This window comes from Mesorhizobium sp. WSM4821 (assembly GCF_055901555.1).
Genome location: NZ_CM148371.1, coordinates 5,150,317 through 5,165,086, shown reverse-complemented (window position 1 = coordinate 5,165,086; position 14,770 = coordinate 5,150,317). Strand labels below are relative to the sequence as shown.

Here is a 14,770-nt window from a genome sequence, read left to right as displayed (position 1 = left end):
TTGCGCGTCTCTCTGTAGCTGGATGAAGTCAGAGCTCTTGGGCGGTCGGCCGGAACAGGATTTCGTTGACGTCCACGTCCTCCGGCTGGCTCATGGCGAAGGCCACCATGCGGGCAAAGCTGTCGGCAGGGATCGCGACGGCCTCATAGAACTGCTTGATGCCCTGGGCGACATCAGCTTCCGTGATGCTCAGGGGCAGCTCAGTGGCGACAGCTCCAGGCGAGATGACAGTGGTCCGGATGTTGTAGGGTTTGACCTCCTGGCGCAGCCCCTCCGAGATCACCCGCACGGCGTGCTTGGTGGCGGAGTAAACGGCACCGCCCTTTCCAACTTTGTGGCCGGCAACGGAGGACACGTTGATGATGTGGCCGCTCTTTTGCTTGGTCATATGCGGCAGTGCCGCCGCGATGCCGTAGAGAACGCCCTTGATGTTGACGTCGATCATGCGGTCCCAGTCGTCGACCTTGCCGCGCTCCAGCGGCGAATGGGGCATGAGCCCCGCATTGTTGATGATGACGTCGAGACGGCCATGCGTTTGCACCGCGTGGTCAACGAGGCTCCTAACCTGATCGACCTGGGTGACGTCGGTCTGGACGACCGCCTCCCTATCTAGACCAAGCTCTGTTGCGAGCGCCTGGAGACGATCGATGCGGCGAGCGCCAAGCACCAGCTTGGCTCCATCTGCGGCAAGCCGCCGTGTTGCCGCTTCACCGAGGCCGCTGCTGGCGCCGGTGATGACGACGACTTTGCCTTGAATCCCTTGGGTCATGTTGTTCAATCCTTTATGCGGTCAGTGCCTCGGATCGCGACGCCCAGGGTTTGCAGCCAAGGCTACCGGCGTATCTCGACGCTCCGGAGCCACTGTGTGACCTCTCGAAGCGTCTCGCGCTCCTGGTCGCATTCTTTGGAAAACCCATCGATCAGACGGGCACCGGGTGCATGCTCGGCGACCACGGCAAGGCTGTTGCCGAACCCGTAGCCACCATGCGTGATGAACGGCACCAACATCTTGCCCGAAAGGTCGTGCTGCGACAGGAACGAGCGGATGACGGAAGGCGCGGTCATCCCCCAGATCGGAAAGCCCAGAAACACGGTCTCATAGGAGTTCAGATCCGGCACCGTCGCCTTCAACGGCGGCTCGTAGCCGCGCTGCCGTTCGTCCTCTGCCTGCGCGACCTGTGCCTCGTAGTCTTCCGGATAGGCCGCCGCCGGCACGATCTGAAACAGCGTTGCGTCGAGTGCGCGGGCAATCTGGGTGGCGATCAGGCGCGTGTTGCCGGTCCGGGTAAAGTAGGCCACCAGGACCGTGGCGCTGCGACCGGCCGCAGCAGGTTCGGCGCTTGCCGCCGCCGAACTCACTCCCGCCACCAAAGGCAGCAGGAGCGAGCGTTGCAGGGCCTGCCGGCGCGAGATGGTTGTAGTCGAAATCATCCAGGGCTCTCGTGATGGCCAGTGCATGCGATCAGATTTTCGGAGGCGCTTCCACGCCCGAGAAGACCAGCACTTGGTCAGGAAGGCGCGCGCCCCTGATCTCGATCGTGGCCACGGCCGCATTGAGCTCGGCCACTTCTGCGGGCGTGAACTGGACTTCAGCCGCGCCCATGTTCTCGATCATGTGCGGCATCTGTGTCGACCCGGGCATCGGCACGATCCACGGCTTCTGCGCCAGCAGCCAGGCCAGCGTGATCTGGGCGGATGTGGCCTGCTTCCGTTCGGCCCAGCTCTTCACCAGCTCAACCAGCGCCAGATTGTGTGGCAAGTTGTCCGGCGAGAAACGGGACTCGATCCCGCGGATGTCGCCTTCGGCAAACCGGGTCCTGGCATCGATGGCGCCGGTCAGGAATCCTACCCCAAGCGGGCTCCAGGGCACGAAGCCGATGCCTAGCTCTTCGCAAAGTGGAATGACTTCCTTCTCAGGCCCGCGCCACAGCATCGAGTATTCGTTCTGAACCGCGGTGACAGGTAATGCGGCATGAGCGCGACGCAGCGTCTTAAGGCCCATTTCGGAAAGGCCCCAATGCAGAACCTTCCCCTCCGTCATCAGGTCCTTGACCGCGTCGGCGACGTCCTCGATCGGCACTTCAGGGTCGACACGATGCTGATAAAGGAGATCGATGCGGTCGGTGCGAAGGCGCTTGAGCATGCCCTCGACCACGCGTTTGATGTGGTCCGGGCGGCTGATGAGCCCCGGCCGACGCTCGCCGGTCTCCTGATCGATGTTCCAGCCAAACTTCGAGGTAATCACAACTTGGTCGCGGAACAGCGCGATGGCTTCGCCGAGGATCCGCTCGCACTCATGCGGCCCGTAGGCCTCGGCGGTGTCGAAGAAGGTGACGCCATGGTCGTGGGCAGCTCGGATGATGTTCAGCATCTCGGGTCGGGTGGGGACCGTCGTCTGGTAGGTCCGGTGCATGTTCTGGACACCGAGGCCGACGCTCGAGACTTCCAGCTGGCCCAGCTTTCGCCGCCCGCTCGCCCGGGCTGCGCCCTCGCTGCCAGAACCAGTTGCCTGAGCGAAGGCCTGCGAACCCGTTCCTGCGAGCAGTGGCGCAGCGGCGAGAGTTGCCGCTGCTCCCAGAAAACCACGTCGTCTCAATGTTATGCGTTCGGTTGTCATCTCAATCATCCTTTTCACCGGGGCTCGGATCCGTCTCGATCCGAGGGGAATTTCTTATCGATGGTCTCGCCAGCGGTGGGAATCAGGCGCGGTTCAGCGGTTGACGAAGCGCTGAAGCGAGGCGGGGTAGCGATCGCCCTTCACTTCGACGCTGGCGAGCGTCCGCTCGATGCGGGCGAGATCGTCAGCCGTCAGTTCCACGTCCGCGGCGCCGAGATTCTCCTCCAGCCGGTGGAGCTTCGTGGTGCCGGGGATCGGCGCGATCCAGGGACGCTGGGCGAGTAGCCAAGCGAGAGCGATCTGCGCGGGGGTCACACCTTTGGCCGAAGCGATCGATCCGATGAGATCGACGAGTGCCTGGTTCGCCTTGAGCGCCTCGGGCGAGAAGCGTGGCACGATGCGGCGGAAATCACTTTCACCGAAGGCGGTGTTCGGGTCGATCTTGCCGGTCAGGAAGCCCTTGCCGAGAGGACTGAACGGCACAAAGCCGATGCCAAGCGCTTCGAGCGTCGGCAGGATTTCTTTCTCGGGCTCGCGCCACCATAGCGAATATTCGCTCTGAAGCGCGGCGACCGGCTGAACCGCATGGGCGCGGCGGATCGACTCGGCGCCAGCCTCCGACAGACCGAAGTGGCGGACCTTGCCTTGGGCGATGAGATCGCGGACAGTGCCGGCGACATCCTCGATCGGCACAGTCGGGTCGACCCGGTGTTGATAGAACAGGTCAATCACATCAGTTCGCAGACGCTTCAGTGCCTCGTCCGCGACCTGTCGGATTCGCTCAGGTTGGCTGTCGAGACCATTCGCCGGAATGCCGTCCTTGAAGCCGAACTTGGTCGCGATCACCACCTGGTCACGGACAGGCTCAAGCGCCTCGCCCACAACCTCCTCGTTGATGCCAGGGCCATAGGCCTCGGCGGTGTCAAAGAACGTGACACCTCGATCATGGGCAGCGCGGATGAGCTTGATGGCCTCACCGCGATCGGTCGCCGGCCCGTAGCCGTAGCTCAGGCCCATGCAGCCGAGACCAATTGCTGATACGCTCAGGCCGTTCCGCCCTAATGTTCGTTTCTGCATGATCGTCCTCTCGCTGGTGGTCGGCATCGCAGCGCCTTCCATCCGGAGAAGATATGCCCTCCGTGTCCTAGCGATTAGACAGGGCAAGTCGCATGGGCTTATGACTCGGTGTCATCAATGGCGGAGTGACCGGCATGCGACGTGAGGATCTGGGCAGTTTGGCAATGTTCCTGGCGGTCGCCGAAGAACAGAGCTTCACCAGAGCAGCTGCAAAGCTTGGCATCTCCCAGTCGGCGCTCAGCCACGCGATGCGGCGGCTGGAAGCCAAGCTGGGCCTGCGCCTGCTGACCCGCACGACGCGCAGTGTGGCGCCGACCGAGGCTGGCGAGCGGCTGGTCGAGACGCTCCGGCCTGCGCTGGACGACATCGACGCCAAGCTTGCAGCGCTGACAGAACTGCGCGAGCGACCGGCCGGCACTATCCGGATCACCACGTCCGAACACGCTGCTCAATCAGTGCTCTGGCCAGTGGTCGATCGGCTCGCAGCCGAGCATCCCGACATTCAGGTCGAACTCAACATCGAGTCGGGCCTGACCGACATCGTCGCAAAGCGTTACGATGCGGGCGTTCGCCTTGGCGAACGATTAGAGAAGGACATGATCGCGGTTCGGATCGGACCCAGGTTGAGGATGGCCGCGGTCGGCTCTCCGACCTACTTTGCGCAGCACGGGCAGCCGCTGACGCCTCACGATCTCGCGAGGCACTCCTGCATCAATCTCCGGATGGTGAGCGGAAGCATCTATGCTTGGGAGTTCGAGAAGGACGGGCGCGAGCTGAATGTCAAGGTCGAGGGTCAGCTGACGTTCAACAATGCCGAACTCATCGTCGCTGCCGCCGTCGCAGGACACGGCATCGCTTTCTTGGTTGAGGACCGGACAGCAGCGTTGGTGGCCGAAGGGGTGCTGGTCCGTGTCCTCGAGGAGTGGTGCGAACCGTTCGACGGCTACTATCTTTACTACACCAGCCGGCGGCAGCCATCGCCAGCCTTCAACCTGCTTCTGGAAGGTCTGCGCTTCAGAGATTAGGACGAGCGACGTTGTGCCCCCCGGATGCGTGTGTGTCTCATGCCGACGGGCCGCGGCAGCGATCGAGTGAAGATGCCGCGAGCGACCGGAATTGGCCGAAGCCGCCATTCGTCCTGCGGGAGACGAAGGCCGTCTTTGGGTCACGGCTTCCCCTTCAACTTCTCCGAGCCGAGGGGGGAGAAGGGGCCTACTCGGTCGTTCAGAGCTATTGGGATTTGACGATAGTAGCGTTTGGACCGTGCAAAATCTGGCCTGCCTCCTCACGCCAGGCAGTCAATCTGGCAAGGTGTTCCCGCAGGAACGCCTCATGGTCCGGGGCAGCATCGGTCAACATGTCCTGGGCGTCTTCGATTGCATCGTCCAGAGTGGTCCAACGGCCTGTTGTCTCAGTCCGCGAGTGAATTCGGGTGGCAATCGCATGGGCGTAATCTGCACGCGTCCTCGCAGACATGACGTGAGGTGCGTCAAAGTAGATGAGTCGCCTCGACAGCCCTCTGAGGCGCCGGTCCTCAAATTGCCCGGAGAGTTCAAGCCGACGTGGCCAGCTCTCCCCGCGGAACTCATCAGCCAGCGTTTGGTCTGACCGAGAGTAGAAGCCGCCGTAAATTTGTTCCTCGACATGAGGGCTTTCTGAGAACGGTGTGCGGCCCAACATTACGGCAGAGATCAGGCGCTGTCGCAGGCCTTCGTCATTGCGCACCAGTTCGGCTCGACGTGCGATCTCGTCGAGCCCGAGGTCGAATCCAGAAGCTCTTGCGCCGACCAGCTCGACCGGCATGAACAGGGGGCACGCATTGAGCTTTAGCGAGGAGACCGGCCTCGGCTTCGTGGTGATATGTGCCGCCAGTTCCTCGACAGTCATCGCCGCGAGAGCCGTCGGATCCTGCCTCAGGTCAAGCGTGAAGAGTTCGCCCGAGTTGTCGGGATTGATCCCAATGGCTGTCACCAAGCTAGAAGTGCAGAGGCCAAAACGCAGGCGTGTCGCCGCGAAGACAGGGTTCATCTCGACAAATCGCGTCGCGGAGGCTTTCACCCGGTATTCCATCGCGGAATTCCACACCGCAGGCGCACGTTCCTTTATCAGGCGAGCGATATGGATGGTGGCATGAACGTCGGCCAACGCATCATGGGCGTTGGGGTGTGCAAAGCCATTGGCAGGCGCCAGACGATCCAACTTGAAACTTGTCCGTCCCTTCTCGTTCACAGGCCAGGCAAACCCGTCCGGCGCGAAGGTGTGCGCTGCAATGGCGAGGGGCAAGATGTCTAGTCGCGAATTGCCACCGGTGTTCGTCAGATAGATCGGCAAGAGCGTGGAATAGAAGGCCCGGCGAAGCAGTTCCTCATCGAAACTAATCGAATTGTAGCCGACCACGGTCGCCGGAGACCAAACCGCCAACACCTCATGAATTTGTGTGCACATTTCGTAGTGCGACGGGAGTTGCAAATCGAACAGCTGGTCAACGCGCACGCCCGTGACGACCATTGCGCCTGGTGAGGGGACGATGTGTGGGAGCAGCCGTGAGCGTATCTCAAAGCTATCAACGATATTGAGATCATCGTCAGTCCGAACCGCCGCGAATTGCAGTATCTGATCGAAGCAGCGATCAGCACCCGTCGTCTCTGTATCGTAGAAGATGAAAGCCATCTGCCGCCCCGTCCTGATGAATCATGCACGACGCTTGCCACCAGAAGCAAGTTCTCCGGGTGAAGGAGTAAACTCATCGACGCTTTGGGACGGGCAGATCCATCACGACATGAACCCGGTCGCAGTGCCTGGGACCAGTCTACTGTCGAATGTCAACGAATCCGTTCGGAATCGGCCAGTTAGTCTGGCACTCTCGGGTTCACTGCCGATGGTGCTGATGTCAAATTGTTCGCGGAGCAAGGTGTTGCGTAGAATGCCTGAAGAGCCGCGCCAATTGGTGTGCCGTCAAACCAGCTGAGTCACCTGCGGTCAGCCGTCGCCGGACCAAAACGCCAGGAACCAACCGACTTTGATCGATGGGTGTTTCCGTCCCCAATGGAAGTCCTAGGGTGCCCGCCGTTCCTCCATCCGGATGCGTTCTGGCGCCACAGAGCAAAAAAAATCCGGAAGCGCCCATCCTTATGGGCTGGGGCAAAATTCATCAGCTGACTGCCGCCATGGACGAGATGGGGGTGGAATGTTTGTCGTTTGAATCGGTCAGCCGAATCGAGCACAGAACCCTAAGCGCGGTCATCAGAGCCCGTCGTCCGAAGGGCTAACGTCGCCATAAGGCGATGACGGTCGCATTTTAAGGCCAAGCCGGAAAGCAGCCGTTCCGTCCGCCACGTGAATGAGTCCGCGAATCGATAAGGCTGCGTGGGTTGGCCCACTACATGCTGGCAAGGCTCGACATCGGGCAGGTTTCCTGAGATCAGGCGAGCCAAGAAATGATTAAGTGATGTTTTAGGGATAAGCACAGCATATGGCTTTCAAGAAGAACACTTCGATCCTGAGTGCGTCGGACTCTCCCGCAAAGCTGTTCCAGACTCTTACCCGGCGCAAACTCCCTGATGTCATGACGCATCAGCGCGATATGCTCAGCGCCTATGGTGACAAGATGGTCGACGAGAAGGATGTCGCCCTTCAGTTGCCGACGGGCAGCGGGAAGACGCTTGTGGGCCTGCTGATCGCGGAATGGCGGCGTCGCAAATTCAAAGAGCGTGTCGTCTATCTTTGTCCCACTCGCCAGCTCGTCAATCAGACCGTGGACCAGGCGCAGAACCGCTATGGTATCGATGCCGTGGGCTTCACCAGCGCGAAGCGGGATTACCCCGCCTCCGCGAAGTCAGACTATACGACCGGCAGCAAAGTCGCCGTCACGACGTATTCGAGCCTGTTCAACGTCAGCCCTTTCTTCAACAATCCCGATGTTGTCATCATCGACGATGCCCATGCCGCCGAGAACTACATCGCCAAGATGTGGTCGCTGGAGATACCGGCCGGCGACGATGACCATGCCGCGCTTCATGCCGCCATCAGTGATCTGTTACGCCCCTATCTGACCAGCCAATCCCATGCGCGTCTAACCGGGGAGTGGAGAGACCCCTCCGATGCAACTTGGGTGGACAAACTGCCCTCCACCGTCCTTCAGGAGATCGCACCGAAGCTCACTGCTATCTTGGACGCCAATTCCGACGCCAGCGACGACGTGACGTTCCGCTGGCGATTGCTGCGCGATCACCTGCGGTCCTGCCACGTCTATCTCGCATCCCGTGAAATCCTCATTCGCCCGCTGATACCGCCGGTGTGGACCCATGCTCCTTTCGCCAAAGCGAAGCAGCGCATTTTCATGTCCGCGACACTGGGTGCCGGTGGCGATCTGGAGCGGTTGACGGGCACCGCGTCGATCAAGCGCCTGCCGGCCCCCGAAGGCTTCCGGTCGACGGGCGTCGGACGTCGTTTCTTCATATTTCCGGGCCTGTCGCTCGAGCAAGCCGAATGCGAGAAGCTGCGCCTGAAAATGCAGAAGCTCGCCGGACGATCCGTCGTGCTGACACCAAACGACGCGGCGGCGAAGACAATCCGCAAGCAGGTCGAGGAACTGGACGGCTTCGAGATCTTTAACGCCGCCGACATCGAGAACTCGAAGGAGGATTTCGTCGGTGCCGAGAAGGCAGCAGCCATCATGGCGGGTCGCTTCGACGGCATCGACTTTCCCAACGATGAATGCCGCCTGCTGTGCCTTGACGGTCTGCCCAAGGCGACCAACGCCCAGGAGCGCTTTCTGATGACCAAGATGAGCGCGACGGCGCTCTTTAACGAGCGGCTTCAGACGCGCGTGTTGCAGGCGGCCGGCCGGTGCACCCGCGCGCTTCAGGATCGTTCCGCAGTGTTCGTCACCGGCCATGAACTCCTCGAATATCTCGCCGACGACCGCAACTGGGCGCATTTCCATCCCGAGCTTCAGGCGGAACTCGCCTTCGGTGTCGAGCAGTCGAAGGATGTCGAGACGGACGATCTCATCGACAACTTCAAGAGCTTCCTTGCTAACAAGAACGACTGGGCGGAGGCGAACGCCGAAATCCTGGACGAAGCGAAGAAGTATACACAGACTCCCTATCCAGCGATGGACATTCTCGAAGATGTAGTCGCCCACGAGGTGCGCTACTCGAAGGCGCTGTGGATGGGAGACACGGACACGGCGCTCGTCGAGGCACGGGCGATCACGGCAAAGCTGACAGCGCCTGAACTACGCGGCTATCGCGCCCTGTGGCATTATCTTGCCGGCGCCGTCGCTTGGTCCATGTCGAAAGCCGCAAATGACGCGCCCCGGCAGGCGGCGCGGGAGCAATTCAGCGAAGCGATGAAGGCCGCTCCGGGCGTCGGCTGGCTGGCTCGACTTGCAAAGGCGCAATCGGCGGACGAGGCAACCGAGGCCGAGATCGTGGATGAGGACGCCATCGTCCAAGTCGAACGTCTTGAAGCAGCGCTGCTGGCGATGGGCACGGCGAACGACCGTGCGTTCGAGAAGAAGGCTAAGCGCATCCTCAAAAATCTAGGAAATCCGGAGACTTTCGAAGAGGGCCACCGCGAATTGGGGGAATTGCTCGGCTTCATCTCGGGAAATGAAGAATCTGACGCTGCGCCCGATCCTTGGTGGCTCGGGGAAACCAAAGGTATTGTGTTCGAGGATCACGCTAATGGCAGCGCCACGTCGGTGTTTGGGGCCGAAAAGGCGAAACAGGCCGCGATGCACCCCGACTGGATCAAGGAAAACGTGCCGGGAGCGGACGAGTTGAGCATGACCGCTGTTCTCATCACGCCGTGCGTTAAGGCGGGGATCGGTGCGAAGCCCGCACTGAAGAAGGTGCTTTACTGGTCGGTCGATGATTTTCAGAAATGGGCCAAGAGGGCCGTTCAGACGGTCAGGGACCTGAAAGCGAAATTGCCGCCGAACAGCGACCTCTTCTGGAAGGACGAAGCGAAGGGTCGCCTCCACAAGGACGGGTTGACTCAAACCACGATCATAGAACGCCTGAAAGCTGCCGCCGATGTGATGGAGTTTGTCGGAAAGTAATCTAGCACTCCCATCGTCCCGTTTGGAGAAATGGCGAGATCAGTCTTAAGACCGACGTTAGGCGCAAAGCTATCGTTGACGAACTGTTGGCATGAATCGCCATCGGGATCAAACTGCATCGTTCCGGCTCTCGCGGCGGAAGTCTTAGATAGTCCGAAATCGGTCGTTCAGAGTGACTGGGGTCGGGTAACCTTAATCGACTTCAGGTTGCCGACGTAAACCAGATTCTGTTCAATCATCATCGACCCGAAGATGGATTTCGACTTATTGGTTGCGCTAAGTTTCCCCTAGGTTGTCGTCCGGACGATCTCAAAAAAAATTCCCGACGATGTAAACTACCGGCATGTGGTGGATCTGCTCCCGTTCAGCGACGCTTCTGCTCATGATTTCCCCTCGGCTCCGACCATGCGTCCGGCGGACGGAATAGCTATCAAACAAAGGCCGCCCCTTGTCCGAGCGATAGTGGTGGCAGAGACCCAAAATGCCAGAAAGCCAAGGCGAATAGGTATTCGATCCGCGTGTTGGAACAGCGCCTGGCAGAGTTCGGGAAATCCACTCGGACGGGATCCGTGACGCACATCAGCGCAGTTGTCGGAGCTCAACCGGTCTGAGGAGACCATCGAATGGCTTGTCCGTAAAATATATATCAACCCCTCTAGTTTCGGAATTTCAGCACCGCCTCATCGCCTTCGACGCCTTGAAATTCAACCAGGCGCCTCTCCTCGGCTCGCCCGAGAGCCTTCTTCGGCTTAACGTCGCTGACTTCGAAACAGATTCTCCCGACAGGCGTTCCGATACAGCGGGCGGCAATGCCGGCGGATCCGGTGTCCGACGAATGCAACGACATCCTCATGCCTCAAGGCGTTCACGACGCATCGCCACGCCGCGAGGAGGAGTATTTCGTCGCCTGTCTGGCGTGCGGCCAGGCTCTCGATCTCAGATGCCTGGAAGAGGAGCTTCACCACAAAGAACTGGGCACAGGCCATACCAGCACGCGGGTTCGCTCTGTTCGCGCCAGGGGAGCTCACCAAGCGCTGCCGTGCCGTCTGCGCGAGGGGAAGCTTCGTCGGCGGCGGAGCGCCCCAGAGAGCTTGCCTGCGCCCAACGCCGTCGAGCCGATTTGTCAGAGCCGGACGGCATTGACGCCGGACGGCGGAAAAGCTTCGTCGTGAGTGCCTCTTGGTTCACCGGGCGAGATTCCACACCGGGCGCTTTCTCTGTTTCGTCCGCACTCTTCCGGTGATCTCAAATCGCCGGGCTAGCGGAGGTGACAAGCGAGCGAAGCGAGCGCCGGAACCGGAGCGCAGCCCGTCGCGCCGCAGGCGCGACAAGCTTGGTTAGCGTGTCACGCTTTTCGGTCTCTATTAGAATCTTTGTAGAACTTGTAATTACCTACACACTAGGAGAAAAGCGTGACATGCCGACGTGAATGAAGAGATCCACATGTCAAAGCCTAGTGACCGGTCACGACCATTAACCGACGAAGAGATGGAGCAGGCGGCTCGATGTAACCTCGAGGCTGAAGAAGATGGTCCGGTCCTCGAACTTGACTTAGGCGGCGACGGTCCGGACGTCGATTGGAGCATCCTCGACCACCATCCCGCCCAGGGTTCGCATACGACGGCCGGAGTCAATGCGACCGCTTGCCAGGCGTCCGACAAGGCTGCCAGGCTCGCGCTGATCCAGAAGGCTATTCCGAAATACAAGGCCCTGACGAAGAAGAACACGCCGGACTTCTACCCTAAGAAGCGCAAGGCCGATCGCGAGCAAAAGCGGCTTGAATATGCGATTCAGATCCAGGCAGAGCAGGGTCGTGCTGTGCGGCCATATCAAGACCTTTCCAGTATGACCCCTGAGGAGAAAGCTGCGCACAAAAGCGAACAGGCTAAACTCCGCCAGCGGCGTCGCAGAGCCAAATTCTGATGGCGAGACGGGCCACAGCTATGTCGGCCAAAGGACCGAGGTCATCCGGCCTTGCGCAGATTGGCTGAGGGTCTAGGGACCCGGATCTTCAGTGTGGCAACGAGTAGAAGGTGACAAGTCCGACCGACAGGCGGGGCGTTTTTCGCTATAATATCGGCAGACAAAAAAGACCGGCCGACCTTCCGCGAAGGCGACCGGTCAACGATGGTGATGACGTGAATTATAGCAGTTTCGCGCCTGCTTGTCAGGCTGACCCGCAGGCAAAGCGCCCCGATGGTATCGATTTCGATACCCTCAACGACGACGATCTAAAGCCGCTCGAAGCCCTCGACGCAGAGGCCCGCGTTGACAACAAAGTAAAACGAAGGAGGGTCAAATCCGTCTTTCGTGATGCCCTATTTCGCCCATTGTTCGAAGCGGTTGCGGTGTTGGACGACTTGCGGGCGAATGGGGGGACTTCAGTTACCCACGTCACTCCCTCCCACCCTCTCTACCCTGTCATCCACCTAACCAACTCTCCTACGCACCCGAACGTCTCATCGTCCTACAAGCCCGAGACTCTGACCGACGCCGAAGAGCTTCGACAAGCCCGTTTCTGGCGCGACTATGCCGTTAGACTGCCTGGCCTGCGTGAGCACGTCCTGCCGGCGGCTTGGCGCGATCTAAGCGACCCGGCCCGTCTCGAATGGTTCCACCACGCCCTTCGCTCAGTCGGCCACGTGCACGGCTTTACGCTTAACCTGTCTCGGGACATTGAGGCCCAGGCCAGGGCCGCGTCATCAACCGCCGGCTGGCTGTCGAAGCGCATCGCCCGGCGTCTTGAGGCAGCGCTTGGCCGTGACGTCGATTGTTGGTTCGCATTGGAGGTTTCCGATCATCATCGGCTGCACTTGCATGGCGAGCTTCAGATTGCACCCAAAGAGGCCGAGGCGGCGAGGAAGGCGTTGCGTCTGGCTGCAGGCGAGTGGGAGACGACTCGTCAGCACCAGGCCCGCACCAAGAACGAGCCGAGCGTCGTTTGGGCCAACTACAGCTCGAAGAGGTGGATGTTCATTCGGCCGCTACCGCAGCATGGCCGGCTCGCAGGAATCGCGCGGCCGATCAATGGCGATTGGTATTTCGCGACAAAGCCAGTTCGCCGGCTGGCCGATTGCATCTTTTCCGGCCAGCTTCAGGAAGTCATCAAGCTCATGAAAACTCTCCCCCTTTCGCGGACCAGTGTAACTCACTAGTGACTAACGTATTGTTTTAATTGAATTTTTTTCTTGAATTGCGACGCAGAACGATTCACATATCGGGCGTCTAAACACGAAGGAGTTCCGATATGGACGCTTATCTGCCTGACGAAACCTGGAATGCCCTGGTCGATCGCCTCGCCGGCCCATTCGACCCTCAAGCACAAGGCTGGACCCGCCGCGATGAGGTGGTGGCGGCGCTGATGGATGCTGCTGTATGGCCGGCTGGCATAAAATGCAACGATGCTCCGTTAGAATCTGATTGACACGACCGTTATGTTCTGATACTAACGACCTGAAATCAGGAGCGAGCAAATATGGCACTCTCAAATGCAGAACGACAGCGGCGGCATTACGAGCGCCGGAAGGCAGCGGCGAGGGCGAAGAGTGAAGCCGCGGAGATGACGCGGCCATTTCTGAGGCAGCCCTTTTTCGCCTTCCTTCATTCCGACTCCAATTGGTCAGATGCCGAGATTGCCTTGCGCATGGCAGGCATCGACCCGCCTGAATTTGAGGACGACAGCGGGCCGGACTTTCCGTCCGACCTGGACGGCTTGGAACTGCCAACGCATCTGACAGACTCGATCGGCCGCGCCGAGCTAACCGTAGAGTGCTTGCTGGATGCAGCGACGACCCTGGCCGGCATCATCAATCGCTACAAGCGCAAGGAGTTGAACGACACGCTGCTCGATCTTGAGCGGGTCGGGCTTCATGACCCGTTCATTAGGTCCAAGGCCGAGGCCGATTCATTTCGGATCAGGAAAATTCTTGATCGGCTCGACAAGCAGGTCCGGTGGACGCTGCCGGAATGGAAGGTGAAAGGAGGCTAGGAAACGTCGAACGCGTAAAACGAAAACGGCATGACCGAGGGTGCATCCAAGGCCATGCCGCAGATTGAAATTTCCCGAAGACGCTCATCAACAGGAGATATCTCAATGAGCAATATTACCACCAGCTACCACACACCCGCAACGGTTTCCGAGCGGGAGCTATTCGCAGAATTCCTGCAGGACGGCATCACGCTGTTCAATCGTTCGGGCAGGATAAGGTCGACAATTTCAGCGGACGAGATGTTCACCCCCTATACTGAGGTGTTGGAGTTTCTCTCTGACTGCTTTGAACACCTGCGGGACCAGCTTGAACAGGACGAATCTCCCTCGTTGTGCCTGGAACTTGCCGAAAGCGATCTATTGGACGCTGCAAGACAAGTCGCGATGGTGCGAAAGCACTTCCAGGATATGATGTATGAGCGCGAGGTAGACGATGATGAGGCAGATGAGGACCGCTGTTCAGCGTGCGATCCGATAGCGCGATCCGAGGTCAACCCCTGCCAGACGGGAGAAGCCGCATGAATCGGCTTCCGACGCGCAAAACGCTCGAGGCAATGTCGAGTAACAATCGGTGGTCCACCCTTTCGGCGTTTGCAGATGATCTTCGCGATAAAATCGAAGCGCTCGAATCTGGCCAAGTCATCACTTGGGGTGGAATACCGAAAACAAAGGCGCTACGAAACTCGCGCCGCAAGCTCGCTCGGGTCTATAAAGTCGCGCGCCACTTCGGCGACTACGTTGGGCAACCAAACGTTGTTCGCACAGGCAAGCTGAATCCCGCGCTGCAAAAGATTGTTGCAGAAACGACAGCGAAATATTCTCGAAGCGAGGATGAGGCCCTCGACGACGACACTGACTATGCCGCCATTGAAGACCAGAAAGCTGTTGATAGGGCAGTGGCGCGAGAGGGTAGAAAGCTTTTCCGGCGGGCCAACCGTCTCGAGCTGCAGGCGGAGGCCTTGCGTCGCGCCGGAAATTTGCTCTTCGAAGGAAAAACGTATTAGCCGTCGAATAGCGATTT

At 59.7% G+C, this 14,770-nt stretch carries 13 protein-coding genes; 8 read left to right on the top strand and 5 right to left on the bottom strand.

All coding sequences use genetic code 11. The features are described from left to right. Window positions 1–28 precede the first annotated feature (28 nt). The 4 genes from AC0NID_RS25200 to AC0NID_RS25185 all read right to left on the bottom strand — a co-directional run bounded on the left by AC0NID_RS25200 (window position 29) and on the right by AC0NID_RS25185 (window position 3,694). Complete coding sequence (locus AC0NID_RS25200) at window positions 29–769, bottom strand: SDR family oxidoreductase (RefSeq protein ID WP_473452847.1); 741 nt, start codon at window positions 767–769, stop codon at window positions 29–31. A gap of 62 nt (window positions 770–831) precedes the next feature. After that, entirely contained in the window at window positions 832–1,431 is a 600-nt protein-coding gene (locus tag AC0NID_RS25195; protein ID WP_473452849.1) for a flavodoxin, read from the bottom strand. Window positions 1,432–1,462: 31 nt separating this feature from the next. Beyond that, complete coding sequence (locus tag AC0NID_RS25190; protein WP_473452851.1) at window positions 1,463–2,617, bottom strand: aldo/keto reductase; 1,155 nt, start codon at window positions 2,615–2,617, stop codon at window positions 1,463–1,465. Window positions 2,618–2,710: 93 nt separating this feature from the next. Then, window positions 2,711–3,694 (bottom strand): aldo/keto reductase, encoded by a 984-nt coding sequence (locus AC0NID_RS25185; RefSeq protein WP_473453304.1) that lies wholly within the window; start codon window positions 3,692–3,694, stop codon window positions 2,711–2,713. 134 nt (window positions 3,695–3,828) lie between these two features. Here AC0NID_RS25185 and AC0NID_RS25180 point away from each other — a divergent pair, with 134 nt between their 5' ends. Next, window positions 3,829–4,719: a LysR family transcriptional regulator gene (locus tag AC0NID_RS25180; RefSeq protein ID WP_473452852.1), complete on the top strand. Its 891-nt coding sequence runs from the start codon at window positions 3,829–3,831 to the stop codon at window positions 4,717–4,719. 205 nt (window positions 4,720–4,924) lie between these two features. On the opposite strand, the gene AC0NID_RS25175 is transcribed toward AC0NID_RS25180, so the two are convergent. Beyond that, entirely contained in the window at window positions 4,925–6,364 is a 1,440-nt protein-coding gene (locus AC0NID_RS25175; RefSeq protein ID WP_473452854.1) for an exonuclease domain-containing protein, read from the bottom strand. Window positions 6,365–7,166: 802 nt separating this feature from the next. Between AC0NID_RS25175 and AC0NID_RS25170 the strand changes: the two genes are divergently transcribed. From AC0NID_RS25170 to AC0NID_RS25140, 7 genes are all read left to right on the top strand, one after another. Next, a complete protein-coding gene (locus AC0NID_RS25170) occupies window positions 7,167–9,761 on the top strand; it encodes a DEAD/DEAH box helicase (RefSeq protein ID WP_473452856.1) in 2,595 nt (864 codons plus the stop codon). 1,425 nt (window positions 9,762–11,186) lie between these two features. Next, window positions 11,187–11,684: a hypothetical protein gene (locus tag AC0NID_RS25165; protein WP_473452857.1), complete on the top strand. Its 498-nt coding sequence runs from the start codon at window positions 11,187–11,189 to the stop codon at window positions 11,682–11,684. 215 nt (window positions 11,685–11,899) lie between these two features. Next, window positions 11,900–12,916, top strand: coding sequence for a hypothetical protein (locus tag AC0NID_RS25160; protein ID WP_473452859.1), 1,017 nt, complete (start codon window positions 11,900–11,902; stop codon window positions 12,914–12,916). Window positions 12,917–13,008: 92 nt separating this feature from the next. Then, the gene (locus AC0NID_RS25155; RefSeq protein WP_473452861.1) at window positions 13,009–13,185 is read left to right on the top strand and encodes a hypothetical protein; all 177 of its coding nucleotides are present in this window, start codon (window positions 13,009–13,011) and stop codon (window positions 13,183–13,185) included. Between the two features lie 219 nt (window positions 13,186–13,404). After that, entirely contained in the window at window positions 13,405–13,749 is a 345-nt protein-coding gene (locus tag AC0NID_RS25150; protein ID WP_473452863.1) for a hypothetical protein, read from the top strand. Between the two features lie 30 nt (window positions 13,750–13,779). Then, window positions 13,780–14,271, top strand: coding sequence for a hypothetical protein (locus tag AC0NID_RS25145; protein ID WP_473452865.1), 492 nt, complete (start codon window positions 13,780–13,782; stop codon window positions 14,269–14,271). After that, window positions 14,268–14,753, top strand: a complete 486-nt coding sequence (locus AC0NID_RS25140; protein ID WP_473452866.1) for a hypothetical protein — start codon at window positions 14,268–14,270, stop codon at window positions 14,751–14,753. The genes AC0NID_RS25145 and AC0NID_RS25140 overlap by 4 nt, the downstream gene beginning before the upstream one ends. The last annotated feature ends 17 nt before the right edge of the window (window positions 14,754–14,770 follow it).

Bases quoted from the DNA above. Each gene is read 5' to 3' on its own strand.
- AC0NID_RS25195 (WP_473452849.1), bottom strand. From the start codon at position 1,431: ATGATTTCGACTACAACCATCTCGCGCCGGCAGGCCCTGCAACGCTCG.
- AC0NID_RS25185 (WP_473453304.1), bottom strand. From the start codon at position 3,694: ATGCAGAAACGAACATTAGGGCGGAACGGCCTGAGCGTATCAGCAATT.
- AC0NID_RS25170 (WP_473452856.1), top strand. From the start codon at position 7,167: ATGGCTTTCAAGAAGAACACTTCGATCCTGAGTGCGTCGGACTCTCCC.
- AC0NID_RS25150 (WP_473452863.1), top strand. From the start codon at position 13,405: ATGGCAGGCATCGACCCGCCTGAATTTGAGGACGACAGCGGGCCGGAC.
- AC0NID_RS25155 (WP_473452861.1), top strand. From the start codon at position 13,009: ATGGACGCTTATCTGCCTGACGAAACCTGGAATGCCCTGGTCGATCGC.
- AC0NID_RS25180 (WP_473452852.1), top strand. From the start codon at position 3,829: ATGCGACGTGAGGATCTGGGCAGTTTGGCAATGTTCCTGGCGGTCGCC.
- AC0NID_RS25190 (WP_473452851.1), bottom strand. From the start codon at position 2,617: ATGACAACCGAACGCATAACATTGAGACGACGTGGTTTTCTGGGAGCA.
- AC0NID_RS25175 (WP_473452854.1), bottom strand. From the start codon at position 6,364: ATGGCTTTCATCTTCTACGATACAGAGACGACGGGTGCTGATCGCTGC.
- AC0NID_RS25145 (WP_473452865.1), top strand. From the start codon at position 13,780: ATGACCGAGGGTGCATCCAAGGCCATGCCGCAGATTGAAATTTCCCGA.
- AC0NID_RS25140 (WP_473452866.1), top strand. From the start codon at position 14,268: ATGAATCGGCTTCCGACGCGCAAAACGCTCGAGGCAATGTCGAGTAAC.
- AC0NID_RS25200 (WP_473452847.1), bottom strand. From the start codon at position 769: ATGACCCAAGGGATTCAAGGCAAAGTCGTCGTCATCACCGGCGCCAGC.